This is a genomic window from Methylomonas albis, assembly GCF_014850955.1.
In the GTDB taxonomy this organism is placed as follows: Bacteria; Pseudomonadota; Gammaproteobacteria; order Methylococcales; family Methylomonadaceae; genus Methylomonas; species Methylomonas albis.
Genome location: NZ_JACXSS010000001.1, coordinates 2,627,025 through 2,645,935, shown reverse-complemented (window position 1 = coordinate 2,645,935; position 18,911 = coordinate 2,627,025). Strand labels below are relative to the sequence as shown.

General features: G+C 47.9%; 18 protein-coding genes and 1 pseudogene. 17 read left to right on the top strand and 2 right to left on the bottom strand.

What is annotated here, in order from left to right; translation table 11 throughout:
• Positions 1 to 56: 56 nt before the first annotated feature.
• Together EBA_RS12135 and EBA_RS12130 are read right to left on the bottom strand one after the other, a co-directional pair.
• Entirely contained in the window at positions 57 to 1,532 is a 1,476-nt protein-coding gene (locus EBA_RS12135; protein WP_192374953.1) for a putative Ig domain-containing protein, read from the bottom strand.
• Positions 1,533 to 1,794: 262 nt separating this feature from the next.
• Positions 1,795 to 2,421, bottom strand: a complete 627-nt coding sequence (locus tag EBA_RS12130) for a cytochrome b/b6 domain-containing protein (protein ID WP_192374952.1) — start codon at positions 2,419 to 2,421, stop codon at positions 1,795 to 1,797.
• Between the two features lie 143 nt (positions 2,422 to 2,564).
• Here EBA_RS12130 and EBA_RS12125 point away from each other — a divergent pair, with 143 nt between their 5' ends.
• The 17 genes and pseudogenes from EBA_RS12125 to EBA_RS24920 all read left to right on the top strand — a co-directional run.
• Positions 2,565 to 3,230 (top strand): response regulator transcription factor, encoded by a 666-nt coding sequence (locus tag EBA_RS12125; RefSeq protein ID WP_192374951.1) that lies wholly within the window; start codon positions 2,565 to 2,567, stop codon positions 3,228 to 3,230.
• On the top strand, positions 3,227 to 4,549 hold the full coding sequence (locus EBA_RS12120) for an ATP-binding protein (protein ID WP_192374950.1): 1,323 nt from the start codon (positions 3,227 to 3,229) through the stop codon (positions 4,547 to 4,549). The genes EBA_RS12125 and EBA_RS12120 overlap by 4 nt, the downstream gene beginning before the upstream one ends.
• Positions 4,550 to 4,644: 95 nt before the next feature.
• A complete protein-coding gene (argH, locus tag EBA_RS12115) occupies positions 4,645 to 6,048 on the top strand; it encodes an argininosuccinate lyase (RefSeq protein WP_192374949.1) in 1,404 nt (467 codons plus the stop codon).
• A 46-nt stretch (positions 6,049 to 6,094) separates the two neighbouring features.
• A complete protein-coding gene (locus EBA_RS12110; protein ID WP_192374948.1) occupies positions 6,095 to 6,796 on the top strand; it encodes a type IV pilus assembly protein FimV in 702 nt (233 codons plus the stop codon).
• Positions 6,793 to 8,022 (top strand): hypothetical protein, encoded by a 1,230-nt coding sequence (locus EBA_RS12105; RefSeq protein ID WP_192374947.1) that lies wholly within the window; start codon positions 6,793 to 6,795, stop codon positions 8,020 to 8,022. The genes EBA_RS12110 and EBA_RS12105 overlap by 4 nt, the downstream gene beginning before the upstream one ends.
• A 19-nt stretch (positions 8,023 to 8,041) precedes the next feature.
• On the top strand, positions 8,042 to 8,578 hold the full coding sequence (locus EBA_RS12100) for a GTP-binding protein (RefSeq protein ID WP_192374946.1): 537 nt from the start codon (positions 8,042 to 8,044) through the stop codon (positions 8,576 to 8,578).
• 5 nt (positions 8,579 to 8,583) lie between these two features.
• Entirely contained in the window at positions 8,584 to 9,240 is a 657-nt protein-coding gene (locus EBA_RS12095) for a hypothetical protein (protein WP_192374945.1), read from the top strand.
• Positions 9,241 to 9,280: 40 nt separating this feature from the next.
• Complete coding sequence (locus tag EBA_RS12090) at positions 9,281 to 9,643, top strand: roadblock/LC7 domain-containing protein (protein ID WP_101052602.1); 363 nt, start codon at positions 9,281 to 9,283, stop codon at positions 9,641 to 9,643.
• 27 nt (positions 9,644 to 9,670) lie between these two features.
• A complete protein-coding gene (locus EBA_RS12085) occupies positions 9,671 to 10,147 on the top strand; it encodes a PAS domain-containing protein (RefSeq protein WP_192374944.1) in 477 nt (158 codons plus the stop codon).
• A gap of 12 nt (positions 10,148 to 10,159) precedes the next feature.
• On the top strand, positions 10,160 to 10,906 hold the full coding sequence (locus EBA_RS12080; protein ID WP_192374943.1) for a phosphate/phosphite/phosphonate ABC transporter substrate-binding protein: 747 nt from the start codon (positions 10,160 to 10,162) through the stop codon (positions 10,904 to 10,906).
• A 16-nt stretch (positions 10,907 to 10,922) separates the two neighbouring features.
• Positions 10,923 to 11,522: a histidine phosphatase family protein gene (locus EBA_RS12075; RefSeq protein ID WP_192374942.1), complete on the top strand. Its 600-nt coding sequence runs from the start codon at positions 10,923 to 10,925 to the stop codon at positions 11,520 to 11,522.
• A gap of 42 nt (positions 11,523 to 11,564) precedes the next feature.
• Positions 11,565 to 14,363 (top strand): class I adenylate cyclase, encoded by a 2,799-nt coding sequence (locus EBA_RS12070; protein ID WP_192374941.1) that lies wholly within the window; start codon positions 11,565 to 11,567, stop codon positions 14,361 to 14,363.
• Positions 14,364 to 14,412: 49 nt separating this feature from the next.
• Complete coding sequence (locus EBA_RS12065; protein WP_192374940.1) at positions 14,413 to 15,474, top strand: hypothetical protein; 1,062 nt, start codon at positions 14,413 to 14,415, stop codon at positions 15,472 to 15,474.
• Positions 15,475 to 15,774: 300 nt separating this feature from the next.
• A complete protein-coding gene (locus EBA_RS12060; protein ID WP_192374939.1) occupies positions 15,775 to 16,293 on the top strand; it encodes a TonB-dependent receptor plug domain-containing protein in 519 nt (172 codons plus the stop codon).
• Positions 16,218 to 17,756 (top strand): TonB-dependent receptor plug domain-containing protein, encoded by a 1,539-nt coding sequence (locus EBA_RS12055; RefSeq protein WP_192374938.1) that lies wholly within the window; start codon positions 16,218 to 16,220, stop codon positions 17,754 to 17,756. The genes EBA_RS12060 and EBA_RS12055 overlap by 76 nt, the downstream gene beginning before the upstream one ends.
• Before the next feature lie 108 nt (positions 17,757 to 17,864).
• The gene (locus EBA_RS12050) at positions 17,865 to 18,404 is read left to right on the top strand and encodes a YfiR family protein (protein WP_192374937.1); all 540 of its coding nucleotides are present in this window, start codon (positions 17,865 to 17,867) and stop codon (positions 18,402 to 18,404) included.
• Positions 18,405 to 18,419: 15 nt separating this feature from the next.
• Positions 18,420 to 18,725: pseudogene (locus EBA_RS24920) on the top strand (CHASE sensor domain-containing protein); the annotation flags it as partial.
• Positions 18,726 to 18,911 lie beyond the last annotated feature (186 nt).

Here is an 18,911-nt window from a genome sequence, read left to right as displayed (position 1 = left end):
ATTAGTTGTGCCAGTGGGTAACCCCACTAGCACCATGTTAAAAGATGCGGTGTGATTTAAGGTGCAGGCGTAACCAAAGCACATTGGGGTAAGGTGCATAGCGTTGCAGCTTTTCTGTAGTCGGCGATAGTCACTCTTAGATCGCCATTCAGATCGGCAGGGTTGCCGGTTGCGACTACTTGACCGTATTTCGCCTTGATGGTGTTCAAATCAAGCATATCGATATCGCTATCGCCATCGGTATCGCCGGGGCCGGTTACTTTGACGGTAAAGGCTTTTGATGCGGTTGTGTTATCGTGATCGTTAGCCGAGACGGTAAAGTTAAAGATGCCGACTTTGGATGGCACACCGGACAACAGACCTGTGTCCTGCGCAATTGTCAAGCCATTTGGTAGGGCGCCGACGCTGACATTTGCCACGTATGGGGTGTTGCCGCCGTTAACTGTAGGCCGCTCAGGAAACAGTTCGTTAACCTTGCCGTTTTGCAGCGCATCAGCCATGGCTAAAGGTGAGATAGCCAGAAATTCCGTCATTTGTGCGCCCTGATAGGCACCGACGATTACCGCAGTTGAGCAATCAAACGGGTAAGAGTCACCGTTGGCATCGGTGACGTCCACGACACCGCTACCATGCAGATTATCCGATGCAACCGCGTCGCACATGGCTTCGCCTTTTTCGCCATCAATGGATGCGGCGGGCCCTGCATAAGCATAAAATTCAAAACGGCGGGTGACGGCTTCTTCAGAGTTGTTGCCCATGTGGTCGGCACTACCGCGCAACTCAGATTTAGCATTGCTGGCGCCATTATGTGATTGCAATAGATACCATTCGGATTCCACTTCGTCCGGTTCGCCGTTGGTCCAGTCCGCATGGCCATCACCGTCATGGTCGTCACTGATCAAATCGCCCAAGGCCAAAGCGCGGGCTCGATGCGTGGTGGTTTTTATAACCTTGACCCAGCTTGGTTCGCCAAATTCTTTAACTACGTGTTGCGGAACAACCGGAGCTGGTATGGTTGCCACGACTTGTGCCGGAAAGTTGGCGGTTGGCGGGGTGTAGTCGAATACCGGCGTGTTTAACTGTAGCGCAGGGCCCACTACCAGCTTGCCGCTACTATCTTTAACCAGCCAGTTGTACTTGACTGCGCTGTATGGCGGGGTGGTGCTATTGGCGGAATAGGCAAAATGCACCCCAAAATGTTCACAACCCACATTCAAAGCCAAATTGTAGCAAGAGACAGTGGAGCCCGCTGGATAGGGATTGGTGAAGGCTCCCCCGTCATAGCGCACAAATGTTTTCGGGTGCGCAGGGTCTGTAAGATCTTCCCGTACTTTTCCATAGCCGTAATGATTGCCAGGGTAAGTGCCGACCACATCCTTGCTGTGCGCGTCGTCTAATTCGATTTCTATGCCATAGACGATGCCGCCGCTGTGATTTAGCGCGTCGAAATTGCCTAGTCCGCCTCTGATGTCGCTCGCCTGAGCTGCAGAGCCAAGCGCAAGCAATGGCAATAAGAATGTCATCTTTTTCATTGTGTATTCTCTGTTGGTTGGTGGTATGGAAACTGACCTAACTATCGATGAGACTCGGCGGCGGACGAATCAACTGTTTCTCTAAAAGCCCCATCGGTTTTTAAAAAAACGAAAGTCAAAGTAGCGTTGCCGCAAGGCATGAAGTGAGTTGCCCAACCCCGAGAGACTAACTCAAACTGTAAGGCAACGGAAAGTCGCAGGATTTATAACACCGGAAAATGAATTTAAAATTAAAACTGTGTTAGATTTCACATTTTTATTGTCATTTTTTTGACTTCTTTCCGGTTAACATCGCTTTTATCAAGTGTTCGTTATGTACTCTGCTAGAAATGACAACGCCGAGCACGTGCAGGGTAATCAATACCAACATGAAATTAGTCGCACCTTCATGAATTTCTTCCCAAAATTCTTCGTCCTGACGTCCTTCACCGCCTGTTTCGCCTTCATCGTCATCCTCCGCATGGGCCGCACTGATCACGCTGAGCATTGGTAAATTACTAGCGAGTGGTCCGCGTCCTTCTTCAATAGCGTACACTTTCAAACCGCTTATGGTGACGACCAATAAAGTGCTCAATAATGCCAATACCATCCAGCCGCCCAAGGGGTTGTGGCCCAAATGGTGTTTGGCGGTGCCGGCGCGGAGTTCGGCAATATAGTGGAAGACATTGGCTGGGGAATGGACAAAGTCGCTAAACCTGGCGTAGCGACTACCAACGAATCCCCAAATAACTCGAAATATAATAAGCCCCAGAACCGAATAACCGGCGTATATGTGCCAAGCGTTTTCGTCTTCGCTGGTGAAATAAGCTACCGTAAAAGCTAATACTAACGACCAATGGAAGATGCGGATCAACACGTCCCAAACTGCTACGGTATTTTCATTGTTCATTATTAGTGCTCCGATGTTGTAATGTACTGGCGATACGTATTATAGAAAGCGGATATGAAACCAATCTTAAACGGAAAAATCGGCTCTTGTAATGAGAGCCGGGGTGTAGCTCAATTCAAACCAAACAGGTGTGACAACAATCGATGCGATTATTGCTGGTAGAAGATGACCCAAGCTTATCTCGTTCGTTAAAAACCGATCTGGAGCGCGCCGGTTTTGCCGTCGATTTAGCCATGGACGGACAGAGAGGCGAGTTTTTAGGGACGACGGAGATCTACGATATTGTTATTCTGGATTTGGGGTTACCGAAAATCTCCGGTTTGGAGGTGTTGCGGCAATGGCGTCGGGCCGGTAATCATGTGCCGGTCATCGTGCTGACAGCGCGCGACGCCTGGCACGAGAAGGTCGACGGTTTTAAGGCCGGTGCCGACGACTATTTGGGTAAGCCTTTTCATATCGAAGAATTACTAGCGCGTATACAAGCGTTGTTAAATCGTTTGCATGGGCGAATACAGCCGCAACTGAGTGGCTGCGGATTAACCTTGGACGAAGACAGGCAAACTGTCTGCTTGGATGACTCGCGAGAAGCCGAACTAACGGCAATCGAGTTTCGCTTACTACGTTATTTCATGCTTCATCCGGGCAAGTTGCTGACCAAAACTCACTTGTTGGAACATATCTACGAGAGTGACAGCGACCCCGCCAGCAACGTCATCGAGGTCTACATCAATCGCTTGCGCGGCAAATTAGGTAAGGATTTAATCACCACCCGACGGGGGCAAGGCTATATCTTCGGCGAAAAAATATGATGTCACTGCGGCAGCGGCTTAATCGCGGCTTGGTCATCATCCTAAGCGTGGTGTTTGTCGGTCATTGGCTTGCGGCGGACTGGGTAATTCGAGCCGTGGCGGAAAAACAAATGCTGACTCGTCTGCAACACGACGGCGATTCGCTGATAGACACGCTAAAGCTCGCCGCTGATGGACAAATGATGTTCGATAGCTCGCATGCCGGCACGGTTTATGGACAAGCCTATTCAGGGCACTATTTCGTCATTGAGTTCGACGGCCAAACCTATTATTCAAAATCACTGCAAGCGCTTGTTTTACCGTTTGCCGCGGTGCCGCCAGGTACCGTTAAACAATTCCATTATGCCAACGGTCCACAGCAGCAACCGCTTCTGGTATTGAGCCGTGGTTTGGAGCGATTCGGTCATGTTATTAGCATTAGCATTGGTGAAGACCTCACCGATATGGGTCAAGATATTGACCAAATTCGGCTGGCATACCTGGCGCTGACCGCCATGGTCTTGCTGATTGCTATCGCTCTACAGAGCAACGATGTGCGTAGGTCGTTGAGTTCGTTACAGGCGGCGCGTGATGAATTGGCGTTGATTGCCAGCGGCCGGCAGCAGCAGATTCAAGCGCGCGTGCCCTTGGAAATCAAGCCTTTGGTGAAAGAGGTCAATCGTTTGCTGGTCTTGGTGGAACGCCGCCTTCATCAGTCGCGTACCGCTATCGGCAATTTGGCACACGCCCTGAAAACACCGCTGGCTATGCTATTTCGGTTGGCGGAACATCCGCAACTCGACGCACAACCTGAGTTACGCCAACAGTTGCAACAGCAAACTCAAGCCATACATCAACGCATAGAGCGCGAATTGAAGCGCGCCCGTATTTCCGGCAATACCCACACCGCCAGCGCATTCAATCCGCGTCAAGAATTAACGGCAATGGCCATGTTGTTACACAATATTTACAACGATAAGGGCTTGATGATCCAGGTGAACGCGCCAGATCAATTAATCCATTTTGATAGGGAAGACATGTTGGAATTGACCGGTAACTTGCTGGATAACGCTTGTAAGTGGGCCAACCGGCATGTGGTGGTAAATGTCGAAATTCGGCAAGGCATGATGATCAGTGTGGAAGATGATGGCCCGGGCTGCGCGGAGCAAGACATGCTACAGCTTAGTCAGCGTGGCTTGCGTTTGGATGAGGCGGTGCAAGGTCATGGCTTAGGGTTGGCTATTGTCCGTGATATCGCCGAGTTTTATGGCGGTACCTTGATGATCGTTCGTTCTCAAGCGCTTGGTGGATTGTTGGTTAATGTGCGGTTTCCGCTATAAATCACCAAAATCAATCGCGACCTGCAAATCCGTCAGTGGAAAAGGGCGGTGAAGGTATAATTGCGCTTCATTAAATTTTCATCGAAAGCTAGCTTATGATCACCGTTAATACCGAAAAACTTTCCAGCGCCCGTTTTGCCGAAGCCACCGATGCTTTTGTCGAGGAATTTACCGCTTCCGTCAGTTTCGATCAGCGCATGGCTCGCCAGGATATTCAAGGCTCGTTGGCGCATGCGGCCATGCTTTGCAAAATAGGAATTCTGACCGAACAGGAACTCGCCGATATTCGCAGCGGATTGATGCAAATAGGCGGCGAGATCGAACGCGGAGAGTTCGTCTGGTCGATCAAACAGGAAGATGTTCATATGAACATCGAAGCGCGTTTGACTGATCTGATTGGCATTGCGGGGAAAAAACTGCATACCGGCCGCTCACGCAATGATCAAGTAGCGACCGACATTCGTTTGTATTTGCGTAGTGAAATCGAAATGATACTGGCGCAATTGCAACGCCTGCAAATCGCCTTGCTGGATTTAGCGGAACGCGAAGCCGATACCATCATGCCTGGCTTTACCCATCTGCAAGTGGCGCAACCGGTCACATTTGGGCATCATCTGATGGCGTGGTTCGAGATGCTATGCCGGGATAAAGAACGTCTGCAAGATTGTAGTAAACGTCTCAATGTGATGCCGTTAGGCGCGGCAGCATTGGCGGGCACCAGCTATCCTATCGATCGTTTCATGACCGCTGAATTGTTGGGATTTTCCCGGCCGTCGAACAACTCCTTGGATTCGGTCAGCGATCGCGATTTTGCGATTGAATTCGCGGCGGCCGGTAGTTTAATCATGATGCATCTGTCGCGATTTTCCGAAGAACTGGTGTTATGGGCCAGCGCGCAATTTAATTTTATCGACATTCCCGATGCATTTTGTACCGGCTCGTCGATCATGCCGCAAAAGAAAAATCCTGATGTGCCGGAACTGGTGCGCGGCAAATCCGGCCGGGTCACGGGTCATTTAGTGTCGTTGTTGATGCTAATGAAGAGTCAGCCATTGGCTTATAACAAGGACAATCAGGAAGATAAGGAACCCTTGTTTGATACCGCCGACACCCTGATCAATTGCCTGCATGCGTTTGCCGATATGATGCCGCGCATTCAAGCCAAGCGCGAGAATATGTATAACGCCGCCAAACGCGGTTTCGCTACCGCCACCGATCTTGCCGATTATTTGGTGCGGAAAGGCATGCCGTTCCGCGATGCCCACGAAGTGGTTGGGCAGGCGGTGCGTCTGGGTTTGCAAACTGAGCGGGATTTGTCGGAATTGAGCTTGGCTGAATTACAAGGCTTTGCCGAAACGATTACGGCGGATGTATTCGATATTCTAAAATTGGAAGGATCGGTCGCCGCCCGAAATCACATCGGCGGTACGGCTCCGGAAGCAGTTCGTAAGGCAATTTGTGACGCAAGACAAAATACCCTACTAAATTCTGTTAATTAGTTGTTTAACTGCTACCCTTCGAACATTGTTTGATTCGGAGGGTGGCATGCCGCAATATTTTTCTCGGCTGATTGCAGGGCAACACGCCGATGAGTTTTCCCAAGAAACCAGTTTTTGGCGAGACCAGGCCTTAGTATTACTTTACAACCCTGACGGCGATCAAAGTCAAACCTTAAATGCGCTAGTCTTCAAAGTTGGGCGACAGCCTAAAGATCTGCTGGCACATGTGCGCCGAATTTACTTTTGTTATGACCAGCATTTAGCTGAGCAGCTTTACGCGGCTCTGCTAGATTTGCTTATAGTCCTGGATGGTAAAGGGAGTTTGATAAGCCGCCGTATGATAGAGGCCAGTCGTTCTCGACTAAATAGTGGGCAATTTCAGGCCTTGCATAAAACCACTGGGCGCGCGCAGTTTGGTAATCCTTATTCGCTGTTTAGCAGCGGTATTACGGGCAGCCGCGAATTGGTCAGTTCCCAGCAGCAAACCGAAATGCAGCATGATTTTCTGGAGTTGGCGAATGATTTTATCGAATACAGTCAACTTGAGCAGGCCATGGATGTGTTGGAAACCGGAATCAGCCTGCATCCTGAACGCGCGGATTTACAGCAGGCCTTATTGGAACTTTATAAATCGATAGGAAACCGCGAACGCTTTCAAATCCACCAACAAAGATTTAGCGACTCTGGTGTCGCACTACTAGAAGAATGGTTGGTATTGGCACAATTTTTTGACAGGCAGGAATCATGAGCAAGGCGACTAAGACACCGTTTCGAATTGCTCTTCACGGCATGGATAGCCGCACCTGTAAAACCATGGAAATGTATTTGAAAGGACCCTGCCGAGGCGCTGCAATTGTGGTTGATGAGGCTGAAGCCAATATCGACATGATCGATGCAGATCATCCAAAAGCCCGTGATATTCTGGATGCCAGAAAAGCCTCCACACCGGCCCGGCCCATCATATTGCTGTCTTTACAAAACCTGCAACTAGACAATACCTATTTTATAAAAAAGCCGGTTAATGTCGAACAAATATTGGCGGTTCTTGACAAGATCAAGGCCGTTGCACACGCTCGCAAAGCCATTGGTGGCGGTGTTAAACCCGTCCTTGATCCGCAGCCTAAAGCACCTGACTCGCCGGAACCCGCTAAGCTAGAGCCGCCAAAAAAAATGGCTATGGACGTGTACGTCAATAAGTCTAAAACAGCGAACCCCGTCGAAACTGAGCATCATAAAGCCAGCAAGCATCAGTCGGCGATGCAATTAAATGAAGGAGGCTTTTCTGCATTTTTGGGAACGCTGACTAATATCGACTTCGACGATGAGGCGCAATTGTTAACGGCTTGTTACGATCCGCGGCAGTATTTTTTAGGCTACGTACAGTCAGCATATAAAACTGCCAATTTGCAGTCGCGCGTATTGCAACTTTGTTCGATTTGGAAACCATTAACGATATTTCCAGAAACTCAGGAAATCTGGGTAGATGCCGACGATAAGCAAACCCGAGCATTTGCCGGGATGCCATTAGGAAAAGGCTCCGTCAGCAAAATGATTTTGACGGCGGTAGATCCGGCAATAACCATTCAGAGGCCTGAAAACAAATTGCAGGATATGTGGGCTTTTGTCTGGAAATTGGCAATTTGGACATCCAAGGGTCGCTTCCCGATAGGGCTGGATATTCAGCGTCCGGTCTATTTGGAAAGATGGCCTAATTTTACCCGACTGGTCATCACGCCCGATGCCTTGCGTATTGCCGCTTTACTGGTTCAGGCGCCCAGAACGCCTCTCGAGGTCTCTGGCCTATTGCATGTCAAACCACAGTATGTGTTTGTATTTATTAGTGCTTGTCAGGCAATAGGTATTTTGAAACAAAGCGAACGTCAGGTCGATACGGTCATCGCCGTTGAACAGACTACAAAACCTAAAAACAAAGGTTTATTAAGCAAAATTCTCAGCAAACTACGTGGCGCTTAGCAAACGATAAGGAATCTCCATGAGCCAATACAAAATTATTTTCACTGGCCCCGTGGGCGCCGGCAAAACCACTGCGATCAATGCCATCAGCGATGTGCCACCGGTTAAAACCGATGCGGCGGCCAGCGATATGACAAAAAACCGTAAAGCATCAACAACGGTGGCGATGGACTACGGCGTGATGAATTTGGCAGGCGGTGAAAAAATTCACTTATATGGAACTCCCGGCCAGGAGCGTTTCGATTTCATGTGGGATATTTTAACCAATGGCGGTATCGGCTTAATCTTACTGCTAGATAACACTCGCGCGGATCCTTTTCTGGACATGAAGTTCTTTCTGGACGCGTTCGGTAAGTTTATCGACGATACCACCGTGGCGATTGGGGTAACACAAATGGATTTGAGCACTAAGCCCTCAATAGAAGACTATCACGCGCACTTACAGGGATTTGGCCTAAAACCGCCAGTGTTTGCCGTGGATGCGCGGGAAAAGAATGATGTCTCCCTATTGGTGCAAGCGTTGTTGTATTCCCTGGATCCGGGGTTGGTGGGATAAGGGCGATGGAAAAATTTAATTTGATTGATGGGTTGTATTTATACCCCACTCCCGCGGGCGCCTATTACGCCATATCGTCGCCCGAAACCGATAAACCGCGGCGATTCTTAATACGCTTGCTGCAACAAGCAAGAACCCCCGAACTGACCATAGAGCAACTGCAAAAATTGATGGAAATTGAGGACGAAGACAAAGCGTTGCAATTGTTATTGTATTGCCAAAAGCTGGGTTGGGTGCAGGGTGTGGATGCTCCTTTGCAGGCACCGAGCACAGCATTAGAGGACATTTTGCCGGAATTATTGGGGAAAATATCAGAAAGCGGCAAAGTGTTATTGGCCGACGATCAGGGATTTTACTTGGCTTGTAGCGGCTTTGCCCATGAAGTTGCCGAAGAGCTGTCGGCGCTTAGCGCGGAACTGGCGACCGTGCATAAACGTCGATCAGGCCTATTGATAAACAATATGGGTATATCCAGCCATGCCTGGGCCATCGTTGATCCTTTCGGTAATAGTCAAATTGGTTTTTGGCCGATGTTCGTCGGTAAGCATCGTTTCGTATTAGCAATAACAGGTGTACCGCATTTTAATCAGGCTGAGTTCGTCACTTTAGCTTGGGCTTTGATCACGCGTTATTTAACAAAAGTCGCTGACGTTCCAAGCTGAACGCAGTGCAACTCACTCATTGTCAAAGAGGAATTAAATTATGAAAGCAGACATGCTGACGTCGGTTTTGAACGAGCTGAACGGAACATCGGCGGATATAGAAGCGTCCGGCGTGATTTCTACCGATGGTTTGATGATGGCATCGGTATTGCCCGCCGGTATGGACGAAGATCGGGTAGGTGCGATGAGCGCTGCCATGTTGTCTTTGGGCGATAGAACCGCGCAAGAATTAAATCGCGGCAATTTGGAACAGGTGTTGATCAAAGGTGCCAGGGGCTATGTGTTAATGACCTATGCCGGTAACGAAGCCGTGCTCACTGTGCTCGCCAAGCCTAACGCCAAACTCGGATTAATCTTCCTTGACGTCAAGCGCGCAGCTGAGAGTATTTCCGAAATGCTGTAAACCATAACCGGCAACCTGGAGCAAATTATGTTCGTTGATATGAAACCAGAAGATATCGTAGGCGAGTACCAGGAAGCGACTCTTACCTATTACGATGGTAAATCCCGAAAAGTACTTTACACCGCGCTTGAAACCCCATATCCCGACGGCAAATTAATCGTTTCCACGACTACGCCGGATGGCATTATCAGTCATGTCAATCGGGCGTTTGTAGAAATGTCAGGCTACACCGAAGCGGAATTGCTCGGCGCACCGCATTGTATTCTTAGACACCCGGACATGCCGCCAGCTGCTTTTCAAGATCTATGGGATACGGTGTTGCGGGGTGAGAAATGGCAAGGATTCGTAAAAAATTTACGTAAGGATGGCGGTTATTATTGGGTAAAAGCCACGGTGATCCCGAACGTGCGCGGCGGCAAGGTGGTAGGTTATACCTCGGTGCGTAGAAAGCCATCGCTCACTAAAGTCGATGAATGCATCGCGCTGTATCCGACACTTTTTTAATGGGGGAACATCATGTCTTTTATGTTTACAGTTAGTCCGGATTTTGCCCCGGATCGCCTGTCAGGTTGGTATATCTTCAACACCTGGTTGCAGAAACAGAGTGCCGAAGCCATCCATCTGGAAATGTATAACCACTATCAGGATTTACACCATGCAATAGCAGCGGATAAGATCGATTTAATTTATGCCAATCCCTTCGACGCTGCGACCTTGGTCAGAGAGAAAGGTTTTTTGCCTCTGGTACGCGCTAATGGTGAATCCGACGAAGCGATCATTGCCGTGAATGCCGACAGCAATATCCGAGATGTGATCGACTTAAAACCAAATACCCGCGTAGCATTCACTGACGATCCGGATGTGCGCTTAATGGGTATGATCATGCTAGAACCCGCCGATTTGCATGCCGATAATATTGTCCCAATATTATCGGATAATCATGTTTTGGTCGCTAAACACCTGCTGAAAAGCGAAGCCGACGTTGGCATTATTCTGGCGGAGGCATACGATAATCTATCTGGTATGATAAAAAAACAATTACGGGTATTGGTGCGCAGTCAAATTAGTGTTATCAACCATTCCCTAATGATAGGGCCGAGATTGCAGGGCCGCCGAGGCGATTTTCAAAAAATACTGGTGGATATGGATAAGGATGAAAAAGGTAGCGGGGTGTTGAACGCGCTTGGTTTCGAGGCCTGGAAACGGATCGAAGACGAAGAAATGGAGTTTATGATCGATTTGATGGATACCTTGAACACCTGATACCAATTTAGTCGCGATGAATCAGTCAACCGTAATAGATTTTTTGCGACACGGCGAAGCCTGCGGCGGTTCGTATTATCGAGGTATTACCGACGATCCACTCACGGAACGCGGGTGGCGGCAAATGTATTGCCAATGCGGGGAAGGGCAGTGGGATACCGTAGTCAGTTCGCCGCTGCGACGTTGCCGCTCCTTTGCCTCTGCCTGGTGCGAACAACAACAATTGGACTTACTGATCGAACCGGCTTGGAGTGAAATCGATTTCGGTGCTTGGGAAGGTCAAACCGCCGAGCAAATTTCGATTCGGTGGCCCGATGCGCTAGCGGCATATTATAAAGACCCCATAAAATTTACACCGCCCGGCGCCGAAAGCTACCAAAAATTCGCCACCCGAGTGCGAAAAGGCTGGGAAAATTTATTGGCTGTACATGGCGGACGCAGAATACTGGTTGTTACCCATGCCGGAGTGATCAGAGCGCTATTCGCGGAAGCCTTCAGACTAACGGTTACCCAAAGTTTTCATATCGACTTGCCGCACGCCTGTTTGACCCGTTTTACCAGTTTTGACGACGGCAATGGCCGCTTCGTCCAGCTTAACTTTCACAAGCCGGGTTGAGTCTTCTATACTTGCCTCACATTTGATTTTGGCGCCGCCACTTTGACGAATCGATTCCTACCCATCCATTTAGGCGCGCCGGGCGAAGAGATCAGCAAAAAAGATCTGTATGCGGTTGCCCAACGTTTCAAGCACTTCAACCAATTGCGTTTGCAACATGTACAAAGTTTCCTGCAGCCACGCCAGCAGGACTTTTTAAAGCTGCTGCCTTTATTATTTCATCAAAACCATCCCTTGTTGCCCGGTTTCGTCTCGCTGGAAAGCCCGGCCGGTATTCCCGATTACACGCCCAGCAAGCAAACCACCGATGTCGCCAAATTGTTTTCCAAAGGGTTTGTCTATAAGCGTAAGGCATTAAGACACTATCCGATCCAGGCTATTTTTCTAATGGGTAGTGTGGGTAGCATGGCTTTTTCAAAAAATAGCGATATCGATATTTGGCTTTGTCACTCATCCACCCTGGCACTCGATGAATTGAACGAATTGCGGCAAAAAGCCCACGAAGTGGAAAAATGGGCCGCATCGTTAAAAATCGAGGCACATTTTTTTCTGGTCGATGCTACGCAGTTTTTACAAGGTGAAAATACGCCTATCTCCAAGGAGAGTAGTGGCGAAACACAACATTATTTGTTATTGGAGGAGTTTTACCGCACCTCGATTTATATTGCCGGGCGGGTACCGATTTGGTGGTTGGTGCCGCCAGAGCAGGAAAAACACTATAAGCAATATGTCGCACATTTGCTGGAAAATCGGTTTGTCTCGGAAACAGACATCATTGATTTTGGTGGTCTGGAAGATATACCGATGGCTGAATTTGTCAGCGCTACGCTCTGGCATATATACAAGTCTCTGACCTCACCACATAAGTCATTATTGAAACTGCTGTTGATGGAGAGTTATGCCAGTGAATTTCCCAACCCGCAATGGCTGTGTCTGTCATTAAAACAGTCGGTTTATCAGGGCGATTTCAGTGTCGATAGCCAGGACCCATACTTGCTAATGTATCGCAAAGTGGATGCCTACCTGCGCCAAGCTCAGTCAAAACGGCGGTTGAACCTGATTCGGGAATGTTTTTACATGAAAATCATGGCTGCTTCCGAAAATCTCACGGAGAACAGAGTGCGCTTGCAGCGTGAAAATTATCTGCACAGCGTGGCCAATCAATGGGAATGGCCGGACGATTTGTTGGAGAATTTGGCCAGCCAAAAGTTTTGGGATATCAAAAAAGCCAGCGTCGAACATGTAGTGATTCGCGACCAACTGCAGCAATGTCTGCGGATGATTTTAAAGTTCTCCGGTTTGCCCTTGGATCAGGCGCAGCGGGAAAACCGAGATTTGAAATTGATTGGACGTAAATTACGGGCGGCCCTGGATTTACGCCCGGATAAAATTGAAGTGCTCACTACCAGAACTACCGTCCATGCCAAACCCGACCTTTTAGTCCTTGTCGAAGTCATTACTGACGACACGCCACCATGCTGGTGTTTATATGTCGATAGAATCGCTTCGCAAAAAGCCTTCCCCGAAAGCGCTATTAAATCAGGCGAGAGCCTGCTTGAGGTTTTATGTTGGGCGGTGGTAAACGGCCTGTACAAAAAATCGCTCAATCTGCAGCTAGTTACCTCAAGTCTTAAAATTTCCAGTAACGACTTATATCAGCTGTTTAATGAGTTAAATGCCTTTCTAAGCCGCCACTTGCCTGGCAGAGAGAACGATTTGGAGGTCTACGGCGAGCCTAATCGCATCTTGGCTTCGTTGTTGCTGATTAATCTTGGTGAAAGTTTGACCATCGACGCGAACAATCAGCAATTAGTGATGAGCGAGCGCTCGGACCCCTTAAGTTACGGTGACAGCCGTCAGTGTTTTATTCAGAGCATTCAGTGTTTATCCGTATCCAGTTGGGGCGAGGCCAGCTTACAACGCTATATCGGTATTGATGGCGTTTTTAATTGCCTAGTCGATGTGTTCAATAATAGCGCTACGCCTTTATCCGCCGATAAGCTCCGGATATTGTGTTACAACCCGGTACGCGGCAGAAGCATAGTCTTGCGTATCGAAGCCTTGTTCGGCAATTTGTTAAAGTTTTTCGCGCCCGGCCAGGACGGCTTACAGCGCTATATTGTTGCTGCGGAGACAGGTTATTGCTTGTTCCAACTTAGAAACCGCAGCCTGGGTTATTATCGGCTGGAAACACATAGTCAACTTTTACAGGAATTGGCGAAACCCAATCCGCAATTTTCTGCAGTATTTTTTGACACCTACGTACTGGATCAAACCTATATTCCCTCTTTATATAGCCACAACTTGGCCGATGTGATTCAGATTTTTTATCATGCGACCAGTAAACACGTTGGCGTTTATCTGCTTGATGAAAAAGGGGCGCTGTTCGTCCGTCAGCATAGCAATGCCAATCCGGAGCACGTCATTACCCACTATTCGATGTTTTTGGGAACGCTGCTGGCACGCGCTCAATTGCCGGATGGCTTAAGTGTCAAATTTTACGAAATCCAGCGTAATTCGGCGGGCGTGCTGTCTTGTCAGGTCGTGCCGGTCAAACTCTGCAGCAGCGCAATGGATTTAAGAGTCAGAATAGCTGCCGAAGAAACGGGCGCTATGGCGATATATTGCAACGAAGCGAAGTTCTCCGTCACCAACGCCGACAGCTTTAAAGCTATCCGCACTCACATATCGGGTTACCGTAAAAACCACGACGACTACCCGTTTCACATCACGGAAATCGATGTACCTTGCCGTACATTGGGCACGGAGCGTAAAGAGCAGTTACAGGCCACGCATTTTCTAAACTACAAACAAAAAATAGAAGATAAATTAAATATTTAGGTTTCGCAGCCGATACTCAGCTCAAATCAGTAGAGCTGTGGGGGCTGTCATGATTATTCAGAATTCCGCCGTCAAGTTTCAAAGCCAACACCAATCGCAACAGATTGCCAAGCGTGACGAATCGTTGCGAATCTGGATAGATAAACCAGAAGACAAACCCAATAAAGTGCTTTCGCACCGTGCCGAAGCCGGCCCCATTCAAGACACGCTTGATTTAAGCCACGCCCCGCAAACTTCGGCAATTACCACACAAACCTTGGATACCGATAAAGCACTCAGTTCCAAAGATACTTTGCTGCTGCAAATCGTCAGGCGTATGGTCAAGGAAGTCACCGGCCGGGATTTTGAATTGTACGCTCCGGAAGATCTGCAGAGGCAAGCCGATCCAGTGACTATTCAGGCTCCGCAGCAAGCACCGGCGACGTCCGCCCCTGAACGCGAAGGGTATGGTTTGGTGTATCAACAATCCGCATCTTATTTCGAAAGCGAAACCACTAGTTTCAGCGCCGAAGGCAGTATCCACACCAAAGACGGTCAAAATCTGAGTTTTTCGGTGTCCTTATCCATGAGTCGTCGCTTTTACACCGAATCAAATCTGACTATGCGCGCGGGCGATGCGGTGAAAACCGACCCCTTGGTCATCAATTTTGATGGCACTGCCGCGGAACTGAGCGATACCCGATTTCAGTTCGATATTGATGCCAATGGTAGCCTGGATCAAATTGCCGGCTTGAAAGCGGGCAGCGGTATGTTGGCTTTGGATAAGAACCGGGATGGTCTAATCAATGACGGTTCGGAATTGTTCGGCCCGAAAAGCGGCGACGGCTTCGCGGATTTAGCGGCATACGACGATGATAAAAATCAGTTTATCGATGCAGGCGATGCCATCTACAAGCAACTGCGAATCTGGCAACATCATGATGACGGCTCGCAGCAATTGTTTGCATTGGGCGATAAAAACATCGGTGCGATTTACTTAGGACACCTGACTACGCCGTTTCAACTGAAAGATACGGCTAATCAAACGCTGGGCGAAATTACCAGTAGCGGCATTTATTTAACCGAACAAGGCAAAGCCGGCAGTGTGCAGCAGCTTAATTTCATAGCATAAACGAATAATTTCTCGCCAACGTCGTTCCGCCAAGTTGGTGAAACATTTCCGGTTTGGTTCGGTGTCCGTAGTGTGGCATGACACCTACACCTCCTCGTGCCCCAATTTGAGAATTGGACTAGACTTGCCGATATAGCCCTAATAACTTTTTATAAAACGGGCTGAATTTCTGCGTTGAGTGGCCTTAGACTCGCGGCATTTTAAGGTCAGGCTCATACAAAACGACATACGGGAATATAATCACTGGATACGGTGGTGAAGCAAACCGTGGATTACTAACAGCACTGATCAAAAGCTCTTATGAAAAAATATATTGCCGGATTTTTATTATCTACCGGCTATGCCTGTACGTCATGGGCCGCATCTCAAGATGCTCTTGAGCTGAATGTGGAAGACTTGCTAAATGTCGAAGTCACTTCTGTTTCAAAAAAAGCTCAAGCCTTAAACGATTCTGCCGCCGCGATATTTGTGATTACTCACGATGACATCAAACGCACCGGTGCGACCAGTATTCCGGAGGCGCTGCGGATGGCGCCGGGTTTGGATGTGGCAAGGATAGATTCGAATAAATGGGCGGTGAGTGCGCGCGGCTTTAACGGTCGATTTGCGAATAAGCTCTTGGTGCTAATCGATGGTCGTAATACTTATACCCGCTCCTTTTCCGGTGTTTATTGGGAAAACCAGGATGTAATGCTCGAAGATGTGGAAAGAATAGAGGTGATCAGAGGACCTGGTGCCACGCTTTGGGGGCCAATGCGGTCAATGGTGTTATCAATATTATTACTAAGCACTCCTCAAAAACTGAAGGCGGTTTACTGAGCGGGGGTGGTGGTACAGAGGAGCAAGGCTTTGGGGCTTTACGCTATGGTGGGCAGTTAGGCGACGATACCACGGGCAGAGCATACGTTAAGGGCTTCAAACGCGACGAGAACACTAACACCCTGGGTGCTGGCGCGGGCGACGATTGGGACAAAGCGCAAGGTGGCTTTAGAATAGATTCCAATTTAACGTTAAAAGACGAATTAAAATTGCAAGGCGACTTATATCACAGCCATCTTAATCAAACGGTAACAGTTCCGCAGATCACGGCGCCTTATGCCGATACTTTTCGCGACAAAGCTGAAACCTACGGTGGCAACATTCTCGGCCGCTGGCAACACACTGTTTCAACCAGCTCGGACTATTCCCTACAACTTTATTACGACTACTACCGGCGCAACGAGGCCTGGTTTAGCGAGGGTAGGAATACCCTGGATTTGGATTTTCAGCACAGATTTAGCTTGCTCGATAACAATGAAGTCATCTGGGGCTTCGGTTATCAGTACACCCATGACGACACTCGTGCCGGCAAGTTATTGAGTCTAAGCCCGACCAGTCGAAACGATCAATTATTCAGCACCTTCGTGCAGGATGAAATGGAATTGATCGATCAAAAATTGTGGTTAACCTTAGGCACCAAATTAGAACATAACGATTACAGTGGCTTCGAGGGGCAGCCTACCGCACGCTTGATGTGGACACCGCATTCTCAACATCGCCTATGGGGAGCGGTGTCAAGGGCTGTGCGGACACCGTCTCGCGCTGAACACAATATGACCCTATTGCAAACAGTGGTGCCGCCCTCCGCGTTGAACCCGTTCCCAACCGAGGTGAATTTACAAGGAACCCGTAATTTTCGCACTGAAGATGTGATTTCTTACGAATTGGGCTATAGAACGACATTTATAAAGTCGCTGTCTATTGATATTACCGGGTTTTATAACAATTATAATAATTTGCGTAATCCTGCCCAAGCCGCTTATTACTTCGATTCTACGCGCTTCGTCGTGGTGCAACCGGTACCCTTAAGTAACGACTATAAAGCCAAAACCTACGGGTTTGAGGTGTCCACCGTTTGGCAAATGCTGGATTGGTGGCGTTGGGATGCGAATTACAGTTTATTAAAAACCGATCTGCAAGATTCTGCCCCCCCATTCGGTGTCAGTCCACAACAGCGAGTGAGCCTACGCAGTGCATTATCAGTGAGTAAGGAGCTGGATTTTGATTTATGGTTTAAGTATGTCGATAACAATACCAGCGTCACAATATACGGTCCAAAACATATTAATAACTACGTAACTATGGATGCTAGGGTGGCTTGGCGACCAGTCCATGAGGTGGAGTTATCATTAGTTGGACAAAACTTATTCACATCAAGCCATTTGGAATATCAACAGGAAAATCTGGTCATGCCAACTTTAATTGACCGCGGTATGTACGGTAAAGTGAGTTGGAGTTTTTGAATAATTTACATTGGTAGGTATAAATATATCTTGATGGCCACTAAATAGTCTTTCTGATTACCTTTGCAATCCAATAGTGAGTTTGAATGTTGCCCTGCCGCAAATGACATGGAAAAGCTAATTCGATATTTAGCGGTTTCGGTATGTTTAGTTACTGCGCCGATAGCCAGCGCGGCGCCGCAAGCAATGGAGCAATATACAGTGTTGGCAGCGTTGACTTTGAATTTTGCCAGATTCACTCAATGGCCTGAGCAGGCATTTGCAGAATCGGGCGACTCATTGAATTTATGTTTGGTAGGCGATAATGTTGTGCAGCAATCCTTTGAGTCTATAAACGGCAAAAGTGTTGGAGATAGGGTGATTAAAGTTATCTATGCTGATCGCTTGCGAAACTTAACACAATGTCATGTGTTATTTATTAGTGAATTAGCAAAGAATTTACTTTTACAAGTTTTTATCGATATTAAATCTCACCCTGTTTTGACTATGGGGGAGGATCAAGAGTTTATGGGTTCCGGCGGCATGGTCAGCATGATTAACAAGGAGGGCAAGATTCAATTATCTGTTAATTTAGCCGCTGTGAAGGCAGCGCGGTTGAGCATTAGCTCGAATTTGCTGCGGCTAGCGAAAATTGTCGGCGAAAATTAGGAGAGACGAGCAAAAATGTTTAAATGGTTTAATAACGCGCCAATTAAAATAAAGCTGGTGTCCATATTAACGTTTACCGCTATGCTAACTTTATTTTTGGCAACGGCAGCTATTATTGTTAATGAATATTTTGCAAAGAAAAAAGAAACAGAACAGCAGTTAGTTTTAATAGCCGATATTATCGCGTCTAATATCTCTGCAGCCTTGGCATTTCAAGATGTGGCTGCGGCTAGCTCCATGCTGGCAAGCATGCAAACACGAGATAGTATATTAAATGCAGAGCTATATAATAAAGCCGGTATTTTGTTTGCGGATTATCATGGGCCAAATACTGCCAGCGAAAATTGGACATCATCCAAAATTCTAGAAATTTTAGAAAGTCCGCATAAAGCCGATTTCTCTGAAAATACGCTCCAAATTTTTAGCGATACGTTTAACCAATTATTTTTATATGGTAAACGACCAATAGATCAAGCTAGTAATAGGGATATATTTGAATACGACACG

Excerpts from the sequence above, each read along its gene's own strand:
- EBA_RS12135 (WP_192374953.1), bottom strand. The coding sequence starts at position 1,532 with ATGAAAAAGATGACATTCTTATTGCCATTGCTTGCGCTTGGCTCTGCA.
- EBA_RS12130 (WP_192374952.1), bottom strand. The coding sequence starts at position 2,421 with ATGAACAATGAAAATACCGTAGCAGTTTGGGACGTGTTGATCCGCATC.
- EBA_RS12125 (WP_192374951.1), top strand. The coding sequence starts at position 2,565 with ATGCGATTATTGCTGGTAGAAGATGACCCAAGCTTATCTCGTTCGTTA.
- EBA_RS12120 (WP_192374950.1), top strand. The coding sequence starts at position 3,227 with ATGATGTCACTGCGGCAGCGGCTTAATCGCGGCTTGGTCATCATCCTA.
- argH (WP_192374949.1), top strand. The coding sequence starts at position 4,645 with ATGATCACCGTTAATACCGAAAAACTTTCCAGCGCCCGTTTTGCCGAA.
- EBA_RS12110 (WP_192374948.1), top strand. The coding sequence starts at position 6,095 with ATGCCGCAATATTTTTCTCGGCTGATTGCAGGGCAACACGCCGATGAG.
- EBA_RS12105 (WP_192374947.1), top strand. The coding sequence starts at position 6,793 with ATGAGCAAGGCGACTAAGACACCGTTTCGAATTGCTCTTCACGGCATG.
- EBA_RS12100 (WP_192374946.1), top strand. The coding sequence starts at position 8,042 with ATGAGCCAATACAAAATTATTTTCACTGGCCCCGTGGGCGCCGGCAAA.
- EBA_RS12095 (WP_192374945.1), top strand. The coding sequence starts at position 8,584 with ATGGAAAAATTTAATTTGATTGATGGGTTGTATTTATACCCCACTCCC.
- EBA_RS12090 (WP_101052602.1), top strand. The coding sequence starts at position 9,281 with ATGAAAGCAGACATGCTGACGTCGGTTTTGAACGAGCTGAACGGAACA.
- EBA_RS12085 (WP_192374944.1), top strand. The coding sequence starts at position 9,671 with ATGTTCGTTGATATGAAACCAGAAGATATCGTAGGCGAGTACCAGGAA.
- EBA_RS12080 (WP_192374943.1), top strand. The coding sequence starts at position 10,160 with ATGTCTTTTATGTTTACAGTTAGTCCGGATTTTGCCCCGGATCGCCTG.
- EBA_RS12075 (WP_192374942.1), top strand. The coding sequence starts at position 10,923 with ATGAATCAGTCAACCGTAATAGATTTTTTGCGACACGGCGAAGCCTGC.
- EBA_RS12065 (WP_192374940.1), top strand. The coding sequence starts at position 14,413 with ATGATTATTCAGAATTCCGCCGTCAAGTTTCAAAGCCAACACCAATCG.
- EBA_RS12060 (WP_192374939.1), top strand. The coding sequence starts at position 15,775 with ATGAAAAAATATATTGCCGGATTTTTATTATCTACCGGCTATGCCTGT.
- EBA_RS12050 (WP_192374937.1), top strand. The coding sequence starts at position 17,865 with ATGGAAAAGCTAATTCGATATTTAGCGGTTTCGGTATGTTTAGTTACT.